Origin of the sequence: Bradyrhizobium sp. 62 (genome assembly GCF_023073035.1) — a bacterium.
Taxonomy (GTDB): Bacteria; Pseudomonadota; Alphaproteobacteria; order Rhizobiales; family Xanthobacteraceae; genus Bradyrhizobium.
The window spans coordinates 298215-313495 of record NZ_JADPIT010000023.1 but is presented as its reverse complement, the minus strand read 5'-3'; the positions used below and the strand labels follow the sequence as shown (position 1 = coordinate 313495).

Here is a 15281-nt window from a genome sequence, read left to right as displayed (position 1 = left end):
TGGATCATCCGCCTTCGCGGATGATGACCGTCGGGTTTGCGCTGGTGAGAGTCGGCCACTGAACGCCGGATCGGTCGGCTTGATTTCTCGGAGGCCTCAATCCAGACTGCATCCCTGGATTGAAACAACGTATTCGCACCGTGCGCGCGAATGCCAGTCACCGCCGATCGAGAGCATGTGATGCGTCCGTCCGACATTGCGATCTCGAATTATCGCTCCATTCGGCGGCTCTCCATACCCATCCATCCTCTGTCCGTGTTCGTTGGCGAGAATGGAGTCGGCAAATCCAATCTCTACAAGTCCTTGTCGCTGTTGCGCGACGCGGCGACCGGTCAGATCACCCGCACGATCGCCGATGAAGGCGGATTGAATTCGGTCTGCTGGTCCGGCACACGCAAACGAGGCGAAGACGGTCGGCTGCGGCTCTCGGCCACATTCGACAGCATGAGCTATTTCATCGAGCTCGGGTTTCCCAGCCCGCTTCAGGCCGCGTTTTCCGGCGAGCCGATGATCAAGACCGAAATTATCGAGGCGACGAACGGCAGACGAAGGGTCAGGCTGATGGAGCGCATCAATTCGCTCATCAGCGTCCGCGGCGAGAGCGGCGCCTGGAACGCTCACAAGGATGCAGTGCTGCCGTCAGAGACCGCGCTTGCGGCTTTTTCCGACGGCAAGCAATGCCCGGAAATCGACCTGATCAGAAATGCAATGCTGGGCTGGCGATTCTATCATGACTTTCGCACCGATCCTGCGTCGCCGATACGAAAGCCTTGTCTCGCGATCGCAACGCCCTCGCTCAGCGCCGATGGAATCGATCTGGCTGCCACCCTGGCGACCCTCTATGTCATTCGGGAAGACGCCAACGACCTGCAGGACGCAATCCAGGATGCATTCCCGGGCGCCGAACTCCGTGCATGGGAAGAAAATGGCAGGTGCGAATTCGCTCTGCAATTGCCGGATATGCCGCGGCCGTTCAGGGCTCATGAACTGTCCGACGGGACGCTGAAATACATCTGCCTGCTCGCGGTGTTCATGGGTTACCGGCTGCCGCCGTTCATCGCGCTGAACGAACCCGAGACCAGCCTGCATCCGTCGCTGCTGGCGCCGCTGGCCCGGCTCATCGCCAAGGCGTCACGCCGCGCCGACATCTGGATCGTCACCCATTCGGAACAGCTGATGGACGCACTGCGAAGCGAGAGCTCGGTCTCGCTTCGCCGCGTCATCAAGTCGAAAGGCGCCACGGCGATCGAGGGCCTGACCATCGGCGGTGAATATCGCGAGGACGAGGACGATTCCGACGAGGACGACGATTCTTGAGCGTCGTAGATCGAGCCGTCGAGCTGTTACGCCGGCTTCCGCAAAATCTTCACCAATTCCCCGTGCACGAACTCATTCCCGCACACGACATTGCCCGTCACCAGGGCATCGCCCGGCGTGTCGATGTCGGTGATCGTTCCGCCGGCCTCGCGCAGCATGATCATGCCCGCCGCGATGTCCCAGGATTGCAGATTGCGCTCCCAGTAGCCGTCGAGGCGGCCGGCGGCGACGAAGGCCAGATCGAGCGAGGCGGCGCCGAAGCGGCGCAGGCCGGCAACGCGCTCCTGCATCGCGGTCATCTCGCGGCGGAATTCCTCGTGGTCGCCGCGGCCGATATGGGGCAGGCCGCAGGCCACCACGCATTCGTTGAGCTGGCGGCGGCCGGCCACGCGGAGGCGCTGGTCGTTGAGGAAGGCGCCCTTGCCGCGCTCGGCGATGTAGAGCTCGTCATTGGCGGGGTTGTAGATAACGCCGGCGATGATCGTGCCTTCGCGCGAAAGCCCGATCGAGATCGCGAATTGCGGGATGCCGTGCAGGAAGTTGGTGGTGCCGTCGAGCGGATCGACGATCCAGGTGTGGCTCTTGTCGGAGCCCTCGCGCGTGCCGCCTTCCTCGCCGATGAAGCCGTAGCCGGGACGGGCCTTGGCGAGGTCCTGGTAGAGGATCTCCTCGGCGCGCTTGTCGGCCAGCGAAACGAAATTCGCCGGTCCCTTCAGCGAGACCTGGAGATGCTCGATCTCGCCGAGATCGCGCTTGAGGCTGCGGCCGGCGCGGCGCGCGGCCTTGACCATGACGTTGATAGTTGCGGAATACAGCATGAGCTTCCGGTCTTGATCGGGGGAAATGGCGCGAAATCGCACCTGTTTGAGGGATGGGGTGCCCTGCGAGGGGGCCAACGTCAAGTCATTGCTTCAGTTCGTTCGGCGCCAAGTCATTTGGCCCCGAGCCATTTCCTGGCGGCGGCCTCGGCCTTGGCCCGGTCCTCGGCCGGCAAATCGGACAATTGCTTGTCCAGCTCCGGATCGCCCTTGCCGGCGGTCTTGGCCACCAGATGCCATTTGAAGCCCTCGACCTTGTCCACGGCCGTGCCCATGCCGTTGATCAGCACCCAGGCCAGCCGGTTCTGCGCGATCGCGCTGCCCTGGCGGGACGCCTTGCGGAGCAGGGCGACGGCCGCCGGCTGGTTCTTCGGCGTGCCGGTACCGTTGAACAGCGCGATGGCGTATTCGACCTCGGCATCGACATTGTCGGTCAGCGTGGCGACCTGGAGCAGACGCACCGCCCGTTCCAAATCCTTCGGCACGCCAGTGCCTTCCTTGTAGAAGGTCGCGAGCGCGTATTGCGCCTCGGGCAGACCGGCATCGGCCGCCTGGCGCAGCAGCTCGGCGGAGCGCTTGACGTCCTGCGGCAGGGTCTGTCCGTCGAGATAGAGCAGCGCGAGGTTATAGGCCGCCTTGGGCTCGCCGAGCTTGGCGGCGGACGCCATCAGCTTGACCGCCTCGTTTTTGTCGACCGGGCCGCCACGGCCGGACATCCTGAGCATGGCGAGCGCGAACATCGCCTCGCGGTCGCCGGCATCAGACGCGCGCTTGTACCATTGCAGCGCCTTGGCATAGTCGCGCCGGATGCCCATGGCGTTGGAATAGAGCTCACCCAGCATGGTCATCGCCTTGGCATCGCCGGTCTCGGCACGGGCGGTGGCGAGCTCGAAGGCGGTCTTGTACTGGCCGCGCTGATAGGCGCCGAACACCAGATCGACGTTGGGATTGTCGGCCGGAGGCGCCGGGATCACGGTCGCAGCCGGAGCAGGCTTTGGAGAGGCTGAAGGCTTGGGGGAAGCTGAAGGCTTTGGTGCCGGCGCTGCTTCCTTCTTCTTGGTGATGGTGTGCGGCGTGGGCTTCGGCTTGTCCTTGCTTTTCTCGGCCGGAGGGTTCGGCGTTGCCACGGGCGGCGTGATCTGGAGCTGCGCGGCCGCGGGCACTGTGAGCAGCAGCGTGGCCAGGATGGTGATGCGCGGGAGCTTCATGACGGGCGCTAGCCGTGCTCCTGTTCTGCAAGCGCAGTCGCATGAGCCTTCTTGATCGCAGCGTCGGCCTCGATCAGCGCCGCCTTGGGTCCGCGCGGATCGGCCCAGATGAAGTCGCCCACCAGCACGAAATCGGCACCGCTGGCGGCGAATTCGTGGGCCTCCTCCAGCAAGATGGCAAAGCCGACGCAGGGCGGTTCGAACAGCTCGGCCCACCAGTCCAGCCGCTCGGCGATCGCTTGCGACGACGGCCGCTGGCCCTTTGCGTCGGGCTCGCCGAACAGCACGTAATCCGCGCCGATCTCGCCCGCATCCATGGAATGGTGCCGCGTCGTCAGCCCGCCGACGCCGGCGATGCGGTCGGGCTTGAGCGATGGCAGCGCCTCCTTCAGCGCGGCGATGCCGGGCAGGTGCGCGCCGTCGGCGCCGCCGCGTGCGACGAGCTCAGGATGGCCGTCGACGAGCAGCGCGGCGCCCGCTTTCTGAACCGGGGGCGCCAAAACCTTGATCCGCGAGATCATGGTGCGCTGATCGGTCACCTTCAGACGCAACAGCACGGCCGCGACGTCGGCGGCGGCGAGCAGGCCGGGCAGCTCGGCCAGAAGCGAAGCGGGATCGTCGACAACGGGCGTCGCGAGATAAAGGCGCGGCGCCGGGCGCGGCGGAGGAGATTTGTTCGACAAGATCTAGGCCGCTTTCTGTTCCAGGCCGCTTTGCCATTCGCCCCTAGAGGCGAGGCCATTCATGCGCGCGCGATGACTGAATGCGTCTTGTCCGGCTGCGACGTTCTCGGCCTTACCCGACCAGGCCTTCTGCGGCGCGGCCTGGAGGGCGCGACCGTAGGAGAAGGTCAGGCCCCAGGGCAGCGGGCCGAGCTTGTGCATGGCGTTGAGATGCGCCGTTGCCTCTTCATCCGACTGGCCGCCGGAGAGGAAGGCGATGCCGGGTACCGCCGCGGGCACGCACGCTCTAAGCAGCCGTATCGTCTTCTCCGCGACCTCCTCCGCGGCAGCCTGCTTCGGAGACTTCTTGCCGGAGATGGCCATGTTCGGCTTCAGCACCATGCCCTCCAGCGCGACGCGCTGCACGCGCAATTCCTGAAACGTCTTGTTGAGCACACGGCTCGTCACCTCATAGCAGCGATCGATGTCGTGATCGCCGTCCATCAGCACTTCGGGCTCGACGATCGGCACGATCTGCGCGGCCTGGCATAGCGCTGCATAACGCGCCAGCGCGTGGGCGTTGACGCTGATCGCGGTCATCGAGGGGATGCCACTGCCGATGTCGATCACCGCGCGCCATTTGGCGAAGCGCGCGCCGCGCTCATAATACTTCTTCAGCCGTTCGGCGAGCTTGTCGAGCCCGACGGTGACGAGCTCTCCGGGGCACATCGGCAGGGCTTGCGTGCCTTCGTCGACCTTGATGCCGGGAATGGCGCCGCTACTCTCGATCAGCTTGACCAAGGGCGTGCCATCCTTTGCGTTCTGCCAGATCGTCTCGTCATAGAGGATGACGCCGGAGATATAGCGGCTCATGGCTTCGTTCGAGCGGAACAGCATCTCGCGATAGTCGCGGCGGTTCTCCTCGGTCGATTCCACGCCGATCGCGTCGAAGCGCTTCTTGATGGTGCCGGAGGATTCGTCGGCGGCGAGGATGCCCTTGCCGGGCGCGACCAGAGCGGTCGCGATCCTGTTCAGCTCAGTCAGATTCATCGAGATGTCCTCCCAAAACGATTCTGCCTTGCGGGTGAAAATAGACCGTTCTCGGGCAAATGCCGAGTTAACGTTCGTCGCAGGGTAAGGGGGGAGGGGGCCTGTTACCTCGCCCCGCTAGGAGCAGGGCGAGGGAGCGATAGAGCGCGCCTTGCTTACGCCACCTTCGGGGCGAGCTCGCCCTTGGCGTAGCGCTTGGCCATCTCGGCCGTGGTCAGCACCTTCTTAATCTTGGAGGCTTGGCCGGCGGTATTGAATTCCTGGAGCCGCTGCTTGCACAGCTTGGTCATCGCTTCCATCGCGGGCTTCAAGTACTTGCGGGGATCGAACTCTTCCGGATTGTCCTTGAGCACTTTCCGGATCTGGCCGGTCATCGCCATGCGGTTGTCGGTGTCGATGTTGATCTTGCGCACGCCGTTCTTGATGCCGCGCTGGATCTCGGCCACCGGCACGCCCCAGGTCGGTTTCATCTTGCCGCCATAGGCGTTGATAATGTCCTGGAGGTCCTGCGGCACCGACGAGGAGCCGTGCATGACGAGATGCATGTTCGGCAGCTTGCGGTGGATCTCCTCGATCACGTTCATGGCGAGGATGTCGCCGTCGGGCTTGCGGGTGAATTTGTAGGCGCCGTGAGACGTCCCCATCGCGATCGCGAGCGCGTCGACCTGGGTCTCCTGGACGAACTTCACCGCTTCATCCGGATTGGTCAGGAGCTGGTCGTGGCTCAGCTTGCCCTCGGCGCCGTGGCCGTCTTCCTTGTCGCCCATGCCGGTCTCGAGCGAGCCGAGCACGCCGAGCTCGCCCTCGACCGAGATGCCGCCGAGATGGGCCATGTCGGTCACGGTCTTGGTGACGCCGACATTGTAGCCCCAGTCGCCGGGGGTCTTGCCGTCGGCCTTGAGCGAGCCGTCCATCATGACCGAGGTGAAGCCGGCCTGGATCGCGGTCATGCAGGTTGCCGGCTCGTTGCCGTGGTCGAGATGCACGCAGACCGGGATGTGCGGATAGATCTCGGTCACCGCGTCCATCATGTGCTTGAGCATGACGTCGTTGGCATAGGAGCGCGCACCGCGCGAGGCCTGGATGATGACGGGCGCGTCGACCTGGTTGGCCGCGTCCATGATCGCCAGCGCCTGCTCCATGTTGTTGATGTTGAAGGCCGGGACGCCGTAATCGTTCTCCGCCGCATGGTCGAGCAATTGACGCAACGTGATCCGAGCCATCTGTGTTTTTCTCCCGTTTGGGCCTGCAAGGCCACTGCTTGAAGGCGGCTGACTAGTGCCGACCGATTACTTGATGCGCAGAACTTCGACGCCGGGCAGGGGTTTGCCTTCCATCCATTCAAGAAATGCGCCACCGGCGGTCGAGACATAGGTGAACTGACCGGCCACATGGGCCTGGTTGAGGGCCGCGACGGTGTCGCCGCCGCCCGCGATCGAGATCAGCTTCTTGGCCTTGGTGCGCTCGGCGGCGTGCTTGGCGGCGGACATCGTGCCGCGGTCGAACGGCTGCATCTCGAAGGCACCGAGCGGTCCGTTCCAGACCAGCGTCGCCGCATCGTCGATCGCGGCGTGGACCCGTGCGATCGATTGCGGGCCGACGTCGAGGATCATGCCGTCGGCCGGGATCGCGTCGAGGCCGTAGGCGTGCGACGGCGCGTTGGCCGCGAAATGATAGGCCACGGTGGCGTCGACCGGCAGGATGATCGCGCAATTGGCGGCTTCCGCCTTTTCCATGATGCGCAGCGCGGTCGCGGCGAGATCCTTCTCGGCCAGCGACTTGCCGATGCCGACGCCCTGGGCGTGCAGGAAGGTGTTGGCCATGCCGCCGCCGATCACCAGCGCGTCGACCTTGGTCACGAGGTTTTCGAGCAGGTCGATCTTGGTCGAGACCTTGGCGCCGCCGATGATCGCGATGACGGGCTTGGTCGGTGAGCCCAGCGCCTTCTCCAGCGCGACCAGCTCGGCCTGCATGGTGCGGCCGGCATAGGCCGGCAGCTTGTGGCCGAGGCCTTCGGTCGAGGCGTGGGCGCGGTGCGCGGCCGAGAAGGCGTCGTTGACCCAGATGTCGCCGAGTTTTGCCAGCTCCGCGACAAAGGCCGGATCGTTCTTCTCTTCCTCTTTGTGGAAGCGGGTGTTTTCCAGACAGAGGATGTCGCCGTCGTTCAGAGCCGCGACCGCCTTGGCGGCGGGTTCGCCGATGCAGTCGTCGGCGAAGGCGACGGGCTTCTTCACGACCTTCGCGAGCGCCTCGGCAACCGGCCTGAGCGACTCCTTGGCATCGCGTCCCTTCGGCCGGCCGAAATGCGCCAGCAGGATGACCTTGCCGCCCTTGTCCGAGATTTCGGTAATGGTCGGCACGACGCGCTCGAGCCGGGTCGCGTCGCTGACGCGGCCGTTGTCCATGGGAACGTTGAGGTCGACGCGGAGCAGCACGCGCTTGCCCTTCACGTCGACGTCGTCGAGGGTGTGGAATGATTTCGTCATTGGAGGCCCTTGTCCCGGGCGCACCGCGACGCGTAGTGCCGCTGTGCAGAACCGGGACCCACGTTGCGGCGAGTCCCGCGGTTGAATGGGTCCCGGCTCTGCGACGCAGCGTTTCACGCTGCATCGCGTCCGGGACACGAGAGCGTTGTTAGATCACTTTCGACATCGCGACGGCGGTGTCCGCCATGCGATTCGAGAAGCCCCACTCGTTGTCGTACCAGGACATCACACGCACCAGCGTGCCGTTCTGCACCTTGGTCTGGTCCTCGTGGAACGTCGAGGAGTGCGGGTCGTGGTTGAAGTCGATCGAGACGTTCGGCGCGCTGGTGTAGCCGAGGATGCCCTTGAGCTGCTGCTCGGAGGCGCGCTTCATCGCCGCGTTGATTTCCTTGACGTCGGTGGCGCGCTTCGCGACGATCTTGAGGTCGACGACCGAGACGTTCGGGGTCGGCACGCGGATCGCGACGCCGTCGAGCTTGCCCTTCAGTTCCGGCAGCACGAGGCCGATCGCCTTGGCGGCGCCGGTCGAGGTCGGGATCATCGACATCGCAGCCGCGCGGCCGCGGTAGAGATCCTTGTGCATGGTGTCGAGCGTCGGCTGGTCGCCGGTATAGGCGTGGATCGTGGTCATGAAACCGGTCTCGATGCCGACGAGGTCGTTCAGCACCTTGGCGATCGGCGCGAGACAATTGGTGGTGCAGGAGCCGTTGGAGACGACGAGATGTTCCCGGGTCAGCGTGTCGTGGTTGACGCCGTAGACGATGGTGGCGTCGGCGCCGTCGGCGGGCGCAGAAACGAGAACGCGCTTGGCGCCAGCGGTCAGATGCGCGGAGGCCTTGTCCTTCGAGGTGAAGATGCCGGTGCATTCCATCGCGATGTCGATGCCGAGATCCTTCCAGGGCAGCTTCGAGGGATCGCGCTCGGCGGTCACCTTGATCTTGTTGCCGCCGAGGCTGATCGTGTCGCCATCGACGGTCACGGTGCCGGGGAAACGGCCATGGACGCTGTCGAAGCGAAGCAGATGGGCATTGGTCTCGACCGGGCCGAGGTCGTTGATGCCGACGACCTCGATGTCCTTGCGGCCGGACTCGGCGATGGCCCGCAGGATGTTGCGGCCGATGCGGCCAAAACCGTTGATTCCGACGCGGACTGCCATGTTTCGTCTCCTTCAATGACCGTTGTCATCCCGCACAACGCGCTAGCGCGCCTGCGAGGGTTTTTTTAGGGCGGACGCCCGGTTCGGCCGGGCGGGGCTTGATCATATGAGAGTTAGGTAGTCCTTTTTTTCGGCAATCTCAACTCTCAGGAAACGCGTTTCAGAACGGCGTTAACCGCGGCCTCGGCGGTAATGCCAAAGTGCTGGAATACCTTGTTGAGAGGGGCGCTGGCGCCGAAGGAGTGCATGCCGATAAACTCGCCATCCTGGCCGATCACGGCGTCCCAGCCCCAGCGTACGGCGGCCTCGATCGCGACCTTGACCGGGGCGTTGCCGATGATCTCGTCGCGGCGCTCCTTTGGTTGCGCTAGCAGGAGCTCGAGCGAGGGAACCGAAACCACCCGGGTCGGAATGCCGCGCTCGGCGAGCTGCTTCTGGGCGGCCACGGCCATCTCCACTTCGGAGCCCGAGGCGAACAGCGTCGCCTTGGCTTCGCCCTGGGCGGCCACCAGTTCGTACGCACCGAATCGGCAGGGGCTCTCGTTCGGCGCGGCGGTGCGCAGTTGCGGCAGGTTCTGCCGGGTCAGCGCCAGGACTGTCGGGCCGTCGATGCGGTTGAGCGCGAGCTCCCAGCACTCGGCAACCTCGATGGAATCGCACGGGCGGAACACGCGCATGTTGGGAATGGCGCGAAGTGCTGAGAGATGCTCGACCGGCTGGTGGGTCGGGCCGTCTTCGCCGAGGCCAATGGAATCATGGGTCATGACATAAACGACGCCGGTCCCCATCAACGCGGCGAGCCGCATCGCGGGCCGGGCATAATCCGTGAACACCAGGAACGTGGCGCCGTTCGGCGCAAAACCCCCGTGCAGGAAGATGCCGTTCATCGCCGCGCACATGCCGTGCTCGCGGATGCCGTAATGGATGAAGCGGCCCTTCGGCGTCTTGGCCGAGAACGCAGTCGCCGACTTCGCCTTGTTGTTGTTGGAGCCGGTGAGATCGGCCGAGCCCGCCAGAAACTCCATCGGCATCGCGCCGGCAATCACTTCGATCACGGCTTCGGAGGATTTGCGGGTCGCCGCATTCATCGGCTTTTCCAAGAGCTCCTTCTTGTAGCCCTTGAACGCCTTTGCCAGCGCGGCCGGCCGCTCGTGGCGCAGCCGGCGCTCGAATTCGGCGCGCTTGCGGCCGCCGAGTTCACCGAGCCTTGCTTCCCATTCCTGTCGTGCCGCCGCGCCACGGCTGCCGGCCGCGCGCCAGGCCTTGAGCACGTCGTCGGGCACCGAGAACGGCTCCAGCGAAATGCCGAGATTTTCCTTGGCGGCCTTGAGTTCGTCGGCGCCGAGCGCTTCGCCGTGGACCTTGTTGGTGCCGGCCTTATGCGGGGCGCCGAAGCCGATGGTGGTGCGGCACGCAATCAGCGTCGGCTTGTTTGATTTCTGCGCGCGCGTGATCGCGGCGGCGATTGCGGCCTGGTCGTGGCCGTCGATCTTTTCGGCCGCCCAACCCGCCGACTTGAACCGCTTCACCTGGTCGACGGAATCGGAGATCGAGGTCGGGCCGTCGATCGAGATGCCGTTGTCGTCATACAGCACGATCAGCTTGTTGAGCTTCCAGTGCCCGGCCATCGCGATCGCTTCCTGCGACACGCCTTCCATCAAATCGCCGTCGGAAGCGATCACATACGTGTGGTGATCGACGATCTTCTTGCCGAACTCGGCCGCGAGCATCTTCTCGGCGAGCGCCATGCCGACGGCGGTGGAAATGCCCTGGCCGAGCGGACCGGTGGTGGTCTCGATGCCCTTGGTGTGGCCGTGCTCGGGATGTCCTGGCGTCAGCGACCCCAACTGACGAAAGTCCTTGAGCTGGGCGATCGTCATCTCGGGACTGCCGATCAGATACAGCAGCGAATAGATCAGCATCGAGCCGTGCCCGGCCGAGAGCACGAAGCGGTCGCGGTCCGGCCAGTCCAGCGCGGCGACGTCGAATTTCAGGAATTGCGTGAACAGCACGGTCGCCATGTCGGCGGCGCCCATCGGCAGGCCGGGATGACCCGATTTCGCCTTCTCGACGCCGTCCATGGCAAGGCCGCGGATCGCATTGGCCATACGGTTGTGATCGACCTGCGTCATGTCTGAAAATCCGTCTGAAATGAGGCGCTTGTGGCTGGATTTGGCCGCGCCGGAAGGAGCCTTTCGGCCGCTGGGGTCGCGGCTGGGATAGCATCTCGGTTCCGGCAGGCCAAGGCAATCAAACGCCGGTTTGGCCGTAAAAGTTGCTTACGGCATAATCCGGACCCGCAGGGCCGCGTTAGCGCAAAGTGGAGGCCGGTTTTCCGGCCAGGTCATGCCGGCAGGAACTGATAGATCGGGATGAATCCCATCCCGATCTATCAGTGCATAGTTTCGTGGCGGCGTTGCGCTCCGCTAGCTTGCCACGTAAATTTCTGCTTCTAACCGCTTGCCGAACCGAGTCTTTTGCCGGACGGCAAGCTCCAAGGTAAATGCCCAAAGGAAAAGCCCAAGGGCAAGGCCACAGGTTCCGCCGCTGACTGCATGAACGATCGCGTATCCAACAGCTCTGCCATGACCGAGTCCTCGGCCGTCGAGATCGAGATCGCGACCCGCAGGCTCATGGCGGCGCTCGACTCGCTCGAAAGCGCCGTGGAGCGGCGGCGCGATGCCGATCGCGACGAGAACGAGCTCGCGGCGCGAATCCAGGCGCTCGGCGCGGACCGCTCGCGGCTTGCCGACGAACTCGACGGCGCGCTGGTGAAGGCGCGCAAGCTCGAGCGCTCCAGCCGCGAGATCTCCGATCGGCTGGATTCCGCGATCGTCACGATTCGCTCGGTGCTCGATACCGGAGAGGACGGATGAGCCACATCAACGTCACCATCAACGGCCGGCAATACCGTATGGCCTGCGAGGAAGGCCAGGAGGTGCGGCTGCTCAAGCTCGCCGAAAGCCTGGAGACGCGGATTCAGTCGCTGCGCGGAAAGTTCGGCGAGATCGGTGATGCCAGGCTCACCGTGATGGCGGCCCTGACCGTCTGCGACGAATTGGTCGATGCCGGCAATCGCATCCGGACCATGGAGCAGGAACTGACCGAGCTACGGGATTTCCGCAACGCCGCCGTTGAGCGCGCCCGGCTGACCCAGACCGCGGTCGTGAACGCACTGAACTCTGCGGCCGAGCGCATCGAGAAATCGACCCAGGTCCTGAACCGCACCGTCGGCAACGGGATCGCTATCGGCTGATCGTTCACCGGGCTGGCGATTCGTCAGCATCGTTGTTACATTGCCCGAGCGGGGCTGCGACGCGCGTCAGGAGCCATTATCCCCGGGGCCTTATCGATCCTTTAGGGAACTGTCCCTGGCCGGGCCCGTGGGCTCGGACATATGGTGCCCACCTACTTTCGTAGGGAACTCCGGGATCGAGTGCTTCAACGGCGTTCGCGGCTTCGCACTTTTGCATTCGTCCTCCTAGTTCGTGCCTCTCGAATTGCGTCCTCGACAAACCAGCGGTGTCATGCCCCGCGTAGGCGGGGCATCCAGTACGCCGCGGCGTCGATGTTTGATCACTGGCGTCTCTGGAATACTGGATCACCCGCCTTCGCGGGTGATGACGGCGGAGCAAGGCTCAGCCTTCGGAGCAAGCGCGCATGACCAACACCAAAGCCGAACTCCGCGCCAAAGCCCTCGCGGCGCGCGATGCGCTGAGCGACAAGAAACGCACCGCCGCCGCCGCCAAGCTCGCCAAGCGCGGGCTGCCATTCTCGCTGCTGCCGGGCAGCATCGTGTCAGGCTATTCGCCGATCCGCAGCGAGATCGATCCGATGCCGCTGCTGAAGAAGCTGGCCGAGCAGGGCGCCAGGCTCGCGCTGCCTTGCGTCACCGCGCGCGGCCAGGCGCTGATCTTCCGCATCTTCCATCCCAACGATCGTCTGATGCTCGGCCCGCTCGGTATTCCCGAGCCGTCGCCAGGGGCCGCTGAAGTCATTCCCGACATCATGCTGACGCCGCTCGCTGCCTTCGATCGTCTCGGCCATCGCATCGGCTATGGCGCGGGGCATTACGACCACACCTTCGCGCATCTGCGAAAAGCCAAGAATATCGTCGGCATCGGGCTCGCTTTCGCAGCGCAGGAGATCAAGGCGGTTCCGGCACTAGCCCACGACGTGGCGCTGGATTATGTGCTAACGGAATCCGACGTATTCGATTTCCGGAGTTCTGAAGTTGCGCATTCTCTTCGTGGGTGATGTCGTCGGCCGTGCCGGGCGCAATGCCATCGCCGAATATCTGCCCCGCATGGTCAAGGACTGGTCGCTCGATTTCGTCGTCGTCAACGGCGAGAATTCCGCCGGCGGCTTTGGCATCACGGAAGCGATCTATCAGGAGTTTCTCGACGCCGGCGCCGACGCGGTGACGCTCGGCAATCATTCCTGGGACCAGCGCGAAGCTCTGGTGTTCATCGAGCGCGCGGATCGTTTGGTGCGGCCCGCGAATTATCCGCGCGGGACGCCCGGCCGCGGCGCCGCGCTGGTCGAGACCAAGAACGGCAAGCACGCGCTCGTCGTCAACGCTTTGGGCCGCGTCTTCATGACCCCGTTCGACGATCCCTTCGCAGCACTGGAGCGCGAGCTCGGCGCTTGCCCGCTCGGCGTTGCCGCGGACGCCATCGTCGTCGACTTTCATTGCGAGGCGACCAGCGAGAAGCAGGGCATCGGCTTCTTCTGCGACGGCCGCGCCAGCCTCGTCGTCGGCACCCACACCCATGTGCCGACCGCCGACCACCAGATCCTGTCGGGCGGCACCGCCTACATGACCGATGCCGGCATGACCGGCGACTACGATTCCATCATCGGCATGCAGAAGGAAGAGCCGCTGCGACGGTTCACCTCCGGCATCCCCTCAGGCCGCTTCGAGCCGGCAGCGGGCGCCGCGACGCTGAGTGGCGTGGCCGTGGAGACGGATGATGCGACGGGCTTGGCACTGCGCATCGCGCCGGTGCGCGCCGGCGGCCGGCTGGAGCCGGCGACGCCGAAATTCTGGTTGAGCTGAACGGCGCCACATATTCAGTGTCGTCCCGGCGAAGGCCGGGACCCATACCGCGTGATCTATCCATTGCACGCAGCCGGAGTACCGAACGACGAATCTTTGCCAAACAAATCGCAGGGGGTATGGGTCCCGGCCTTCGCCGGGACGACGCCGAGAGTGATGCGCTCACCGCACCTACTCCGCCGTCTGCTCCCTCAACTCCGCCACATCCTTTGCCGTCAGCTTCGACCCCTTCGTGCCAAACCGCGCCGTGACGTAATTCGCGACCGCCGCGATCTCGTCGTCGCTATAGGCGTTGCCGAACGCCGGCATCGACAGCGCCCCGTCGGGCGTATTCCGCTTGGTGCCTGAGATCACGATCTGCGCGACGTTGGTGGCGGCGGGGTCGTTGACGGCCCAGGTGCCGGTCAGCGTTGCCATCGGCGAGACCGGGCTCTCGCCGCTCCAGCCATGGCAGGTGGCGCAGGCGCTGGCGAACATTTTCTTGCCGCGCGCGTCCGCCGTGACGCCGTCCTTGTGCGAGGCAGGCGCGACGGGTGCGGTGGTTGCGGGCAGGTCGGGCGAGGGCTGTGGTGGCACGCTGCGCAGATAAGCGACGATGCTGCTTATGTCCTCAGGCGCGAACTGGCTGAAACTGTGGTCGACCGCTTCACCCATCGGACCCGACGCCGAGCCGTGGCCCGGCGCATGGCCGAGCGACAGATAGGAGATCAGGTCCTCGTCACGCCAGCTGCCGAGGCCGGTGGCCTTGTCGGAGGAGATGTTGAAGGCGCGCCAGCCGGCCGTGATCGCGCCCGCGAACTTCTTGCGGTTGTCCAGCGCAAAGCCGAGATTGCGCGGCGTGTGGCATTCGCCGCAATGCGCCAACGCTTCAACAAGATACGCGCCGCGATTCCACTCCGGGCTCTTCGACGTATCAGGCGCAAAGCGTGTGTCGGGATTGAACACGGCCGACCAGACAATCATCGCCCAGCGCTGGTTGAACGGGAAGGACAGCGTGTTCTCCGGCGGCTTCGCGCGCACCGCAGGAAGGCTGAACAGATACGCCTTCACCGCCAGCACGTCGTCATCCGTCATATAGGTATAGGACGTGTACGGCATCGCCGGATAGAGCCGGGCGCCGTCATGGCGCTTGCCGCGCTGGACCGCGTTGAGAAAATCCTGGTCGCTGTAATTGCCGATGCCCGTGTCCTTGTCCGGCGTGATGTTGGTGGAATAGAGCGTGCCGAACGGCAGCTTGAAGCCGAGCCCGCCGGAATAGTCCGTCTCGCCGGGCTTGGTGTGGCAGACCATGCAGTCGGCCGCCTTCGCGAGGTATTCGCCGCGTTCGACCAGGCTCGCCTTCTCGAGCTTCGCCGGCACGCCGGTCGGCTTGCCGGCACGGTAATCCGCCAGCGCCACCTTGGGGCCGCCGGCGAAGTCGAGCGGGCCGGGCCCGCGGATGATCCAGACGCCGAGCGCCACCACGACAATGGCGATCACGACGATGCCGGTGAAGATACGCATCTTGCCGCTCATGCCTTTTTCC

Annotated in this window: 14 protein-coding genes and 1 other RNA gene; 6 read left to right on the top strand and 9 right to left on the bottom strand. The window is 64.7% G+C overall.

The window, feature by feature from the left end; all coding sequences use genetic code 11:
- The first annotated feature begins 180 nt into the window (after positions 1-180).
- Complete coding sequence (locus IVB47_RS25105; protein WP_247465232.1) at positions 181-1317, top strand: AAA family ATPase; 1137 nt, start codon at positions 181-183, stop codon at positions 1315-1317.
- A 26-nt stretch (positions 1318-1343) separates the two neighbouring features.
- On the opposite strand, the gene IVB47_RS25100 is transcribed toward IVB47_RS25105, so the two are convergent.
- From IVB47_RS25100 to tkt, 8 genes are all read right to left on the bottom strand, one after another.
- A complete protein-coding gene (locus IVB47_RS25100; RefSeq protein WP_247465229.1) occupies positions 1344-2135 on the bottom strand; it encodes an inositol monophosphatase family protein in 792 nt (263 codons plus the stop codon).
- Between the two features lie 113 nt (positions 2136-2248).
- Positions 2249-3343: a tetratricopeptide repeat protein gene (locus IVB47_RS25095; protein WP_247465226.1), complete on the bottom strand. Its 1095-nt coding sequence runs from the start codon at positions 3341-3343 to the stop codon at positions 2249-2251.
- A gap of 8 nt (positions 3344-3351) precedes the next feature.
- On the bottom strand, positions 3352-4026 hold the full coding sequence (locus IVB47_RS25090) for a thiamine phosphate synthase (RefSeq protein WP_247465223.1): 675 nt from the start codon (positions 4024-4026) through the stop codon (positions 3352-3354).
- Between the two features lie 3 nt (positions 4027-4029).
- Positions 4030-5055, bottom strand: coding sequence for a class I fructose-bisphosphate aldolase (locus tag IVB47_RS25085; RefSeq protein WP_247465220.1), 1026 nt, complete (start codon positions 5053-5055; stop codon positions 4030-4032).
- A 155-nt stretch (positions 5056-5210) separates the two neighbouring features.
- Entirely contained in the window at positions 5211-6278 is a 1068-nt protein-coding gene (gene fba / locus IVB47_RS25080; protein ID WP_007599942.1) for a class II fructose-bisphosphate aldolase, read from the bottom strand.
- Positions 6279-6344: 66 nt separating this feature from the next.
- A complete protein-coding gene (locus tag IVB47_RS25075) occupies positions 6345-7541 on the bottom strand; it encodes a phosphoglycerate kinase (RefSeq protein WP_247465216.1) in 1197 nt (398 codons plus the stop codon).
- A gap of 148 nt (positions 7542-7689) precedes the next feature.
- On the bottom strand, positions 7690-8697 hold the full coding sequence (gap, locus tag IVB47_RS25070) for a type I glyceraldehyde-3-phosphate dehydrogenase (RefSeq protein ID WP_106941903.1): 1008 nt from the start codon (positions 8695-8697) through the stop codon (positions 7690-7692).
- Between the two features lie 146 nt (positions 8698-8843).
- On the bottom strand, positions 8844-10829 hold the full coding sequence (gene tkt, locus IVB47_RS25065; protein WP_247465213.1) for a transketolase: 1986 nt from the start codon (positions 10827-10829) through the stop codon (positions 8844-8846).
- A 453-nt stretch (positions 10830-11282) separates the two neighbouring features.
- Between tkt and IVB47_RS25060 the strand changes: the two genes are divergently transcribed.
- From IVB47_RS25060 to IVB47_RS25040, 5 genes are all read left to right on the top strand, one after another.
- Positions 11283-11573, top strand: coding sequence for a DUF4164 domain-containing protein (locus tag IVB47_RS25060; RefSeq protein ID WP_007599949.1), 291 nt, complete (start codon positions 11283-11285; stop codon positions 11571-11573).
- Positions 11570-11953, top strand: coding sequence for a cell division protein ZapA (locus IVB47_RS25055; RefSeq protein WP_007599950.1), 384 nt, complete (start codon positions 11570-11572; stop codon positions 11951-11953). Before IVB47_RS25060 ends, IVB47_RS25055 begins: the two co-directional genes overlap by 4 nt.
- A gap of 48 nt (positions 11954-12001) precedes the next feature.
- A non-coding RNA gene (ssrS, locus tag IVB47_RS25050) (6S RNA) lies at positions 12002-12161 on the top strand.
- Positions 12162-12357: 196 nt separating this feature from the next.
- On the top strand, positions 12358-12954 hold the full coding sequence (locus IVB47_RS25045; protein ID WP_247465209.1) for a 5-formyltetrahydrofolate cyclo-ligase: 597 nt from the start codon (positions 12358-12360) through the stop codon (positions 12952-12954).
- Entirely contained in the window at positions 12932-13756 is an 825-nt protein-coding gene (locus tag IVB47_RS25040) for a TIGR00282 family metallophosphoesterase (protein ID WP_247465205.1), read from the top strand. Before IVB47_RS25045 ends, IVB47_RS25040 begins: the two co-directional genes overlap by 23 nt.
- A 171-nt stretch (positions 13757-13927) precedes the next feature.
- On the opposite strand, the gene IVB47_RS25035 is transcribed toward IVB47_RS25040, so the two are convergent.
- Positions 13928-15271, bottom strand: a complete 1344-nt coding sequence (locus tag IVB47_RS25035) for a cytochrome c (RefSeq protein WP_346730811.1) — start codon at positions 15269-15271, stop codon at positions 13928-13930.
- Between the last annotated feature and the right edge of the window lie 10 nt (positions 15272-15281).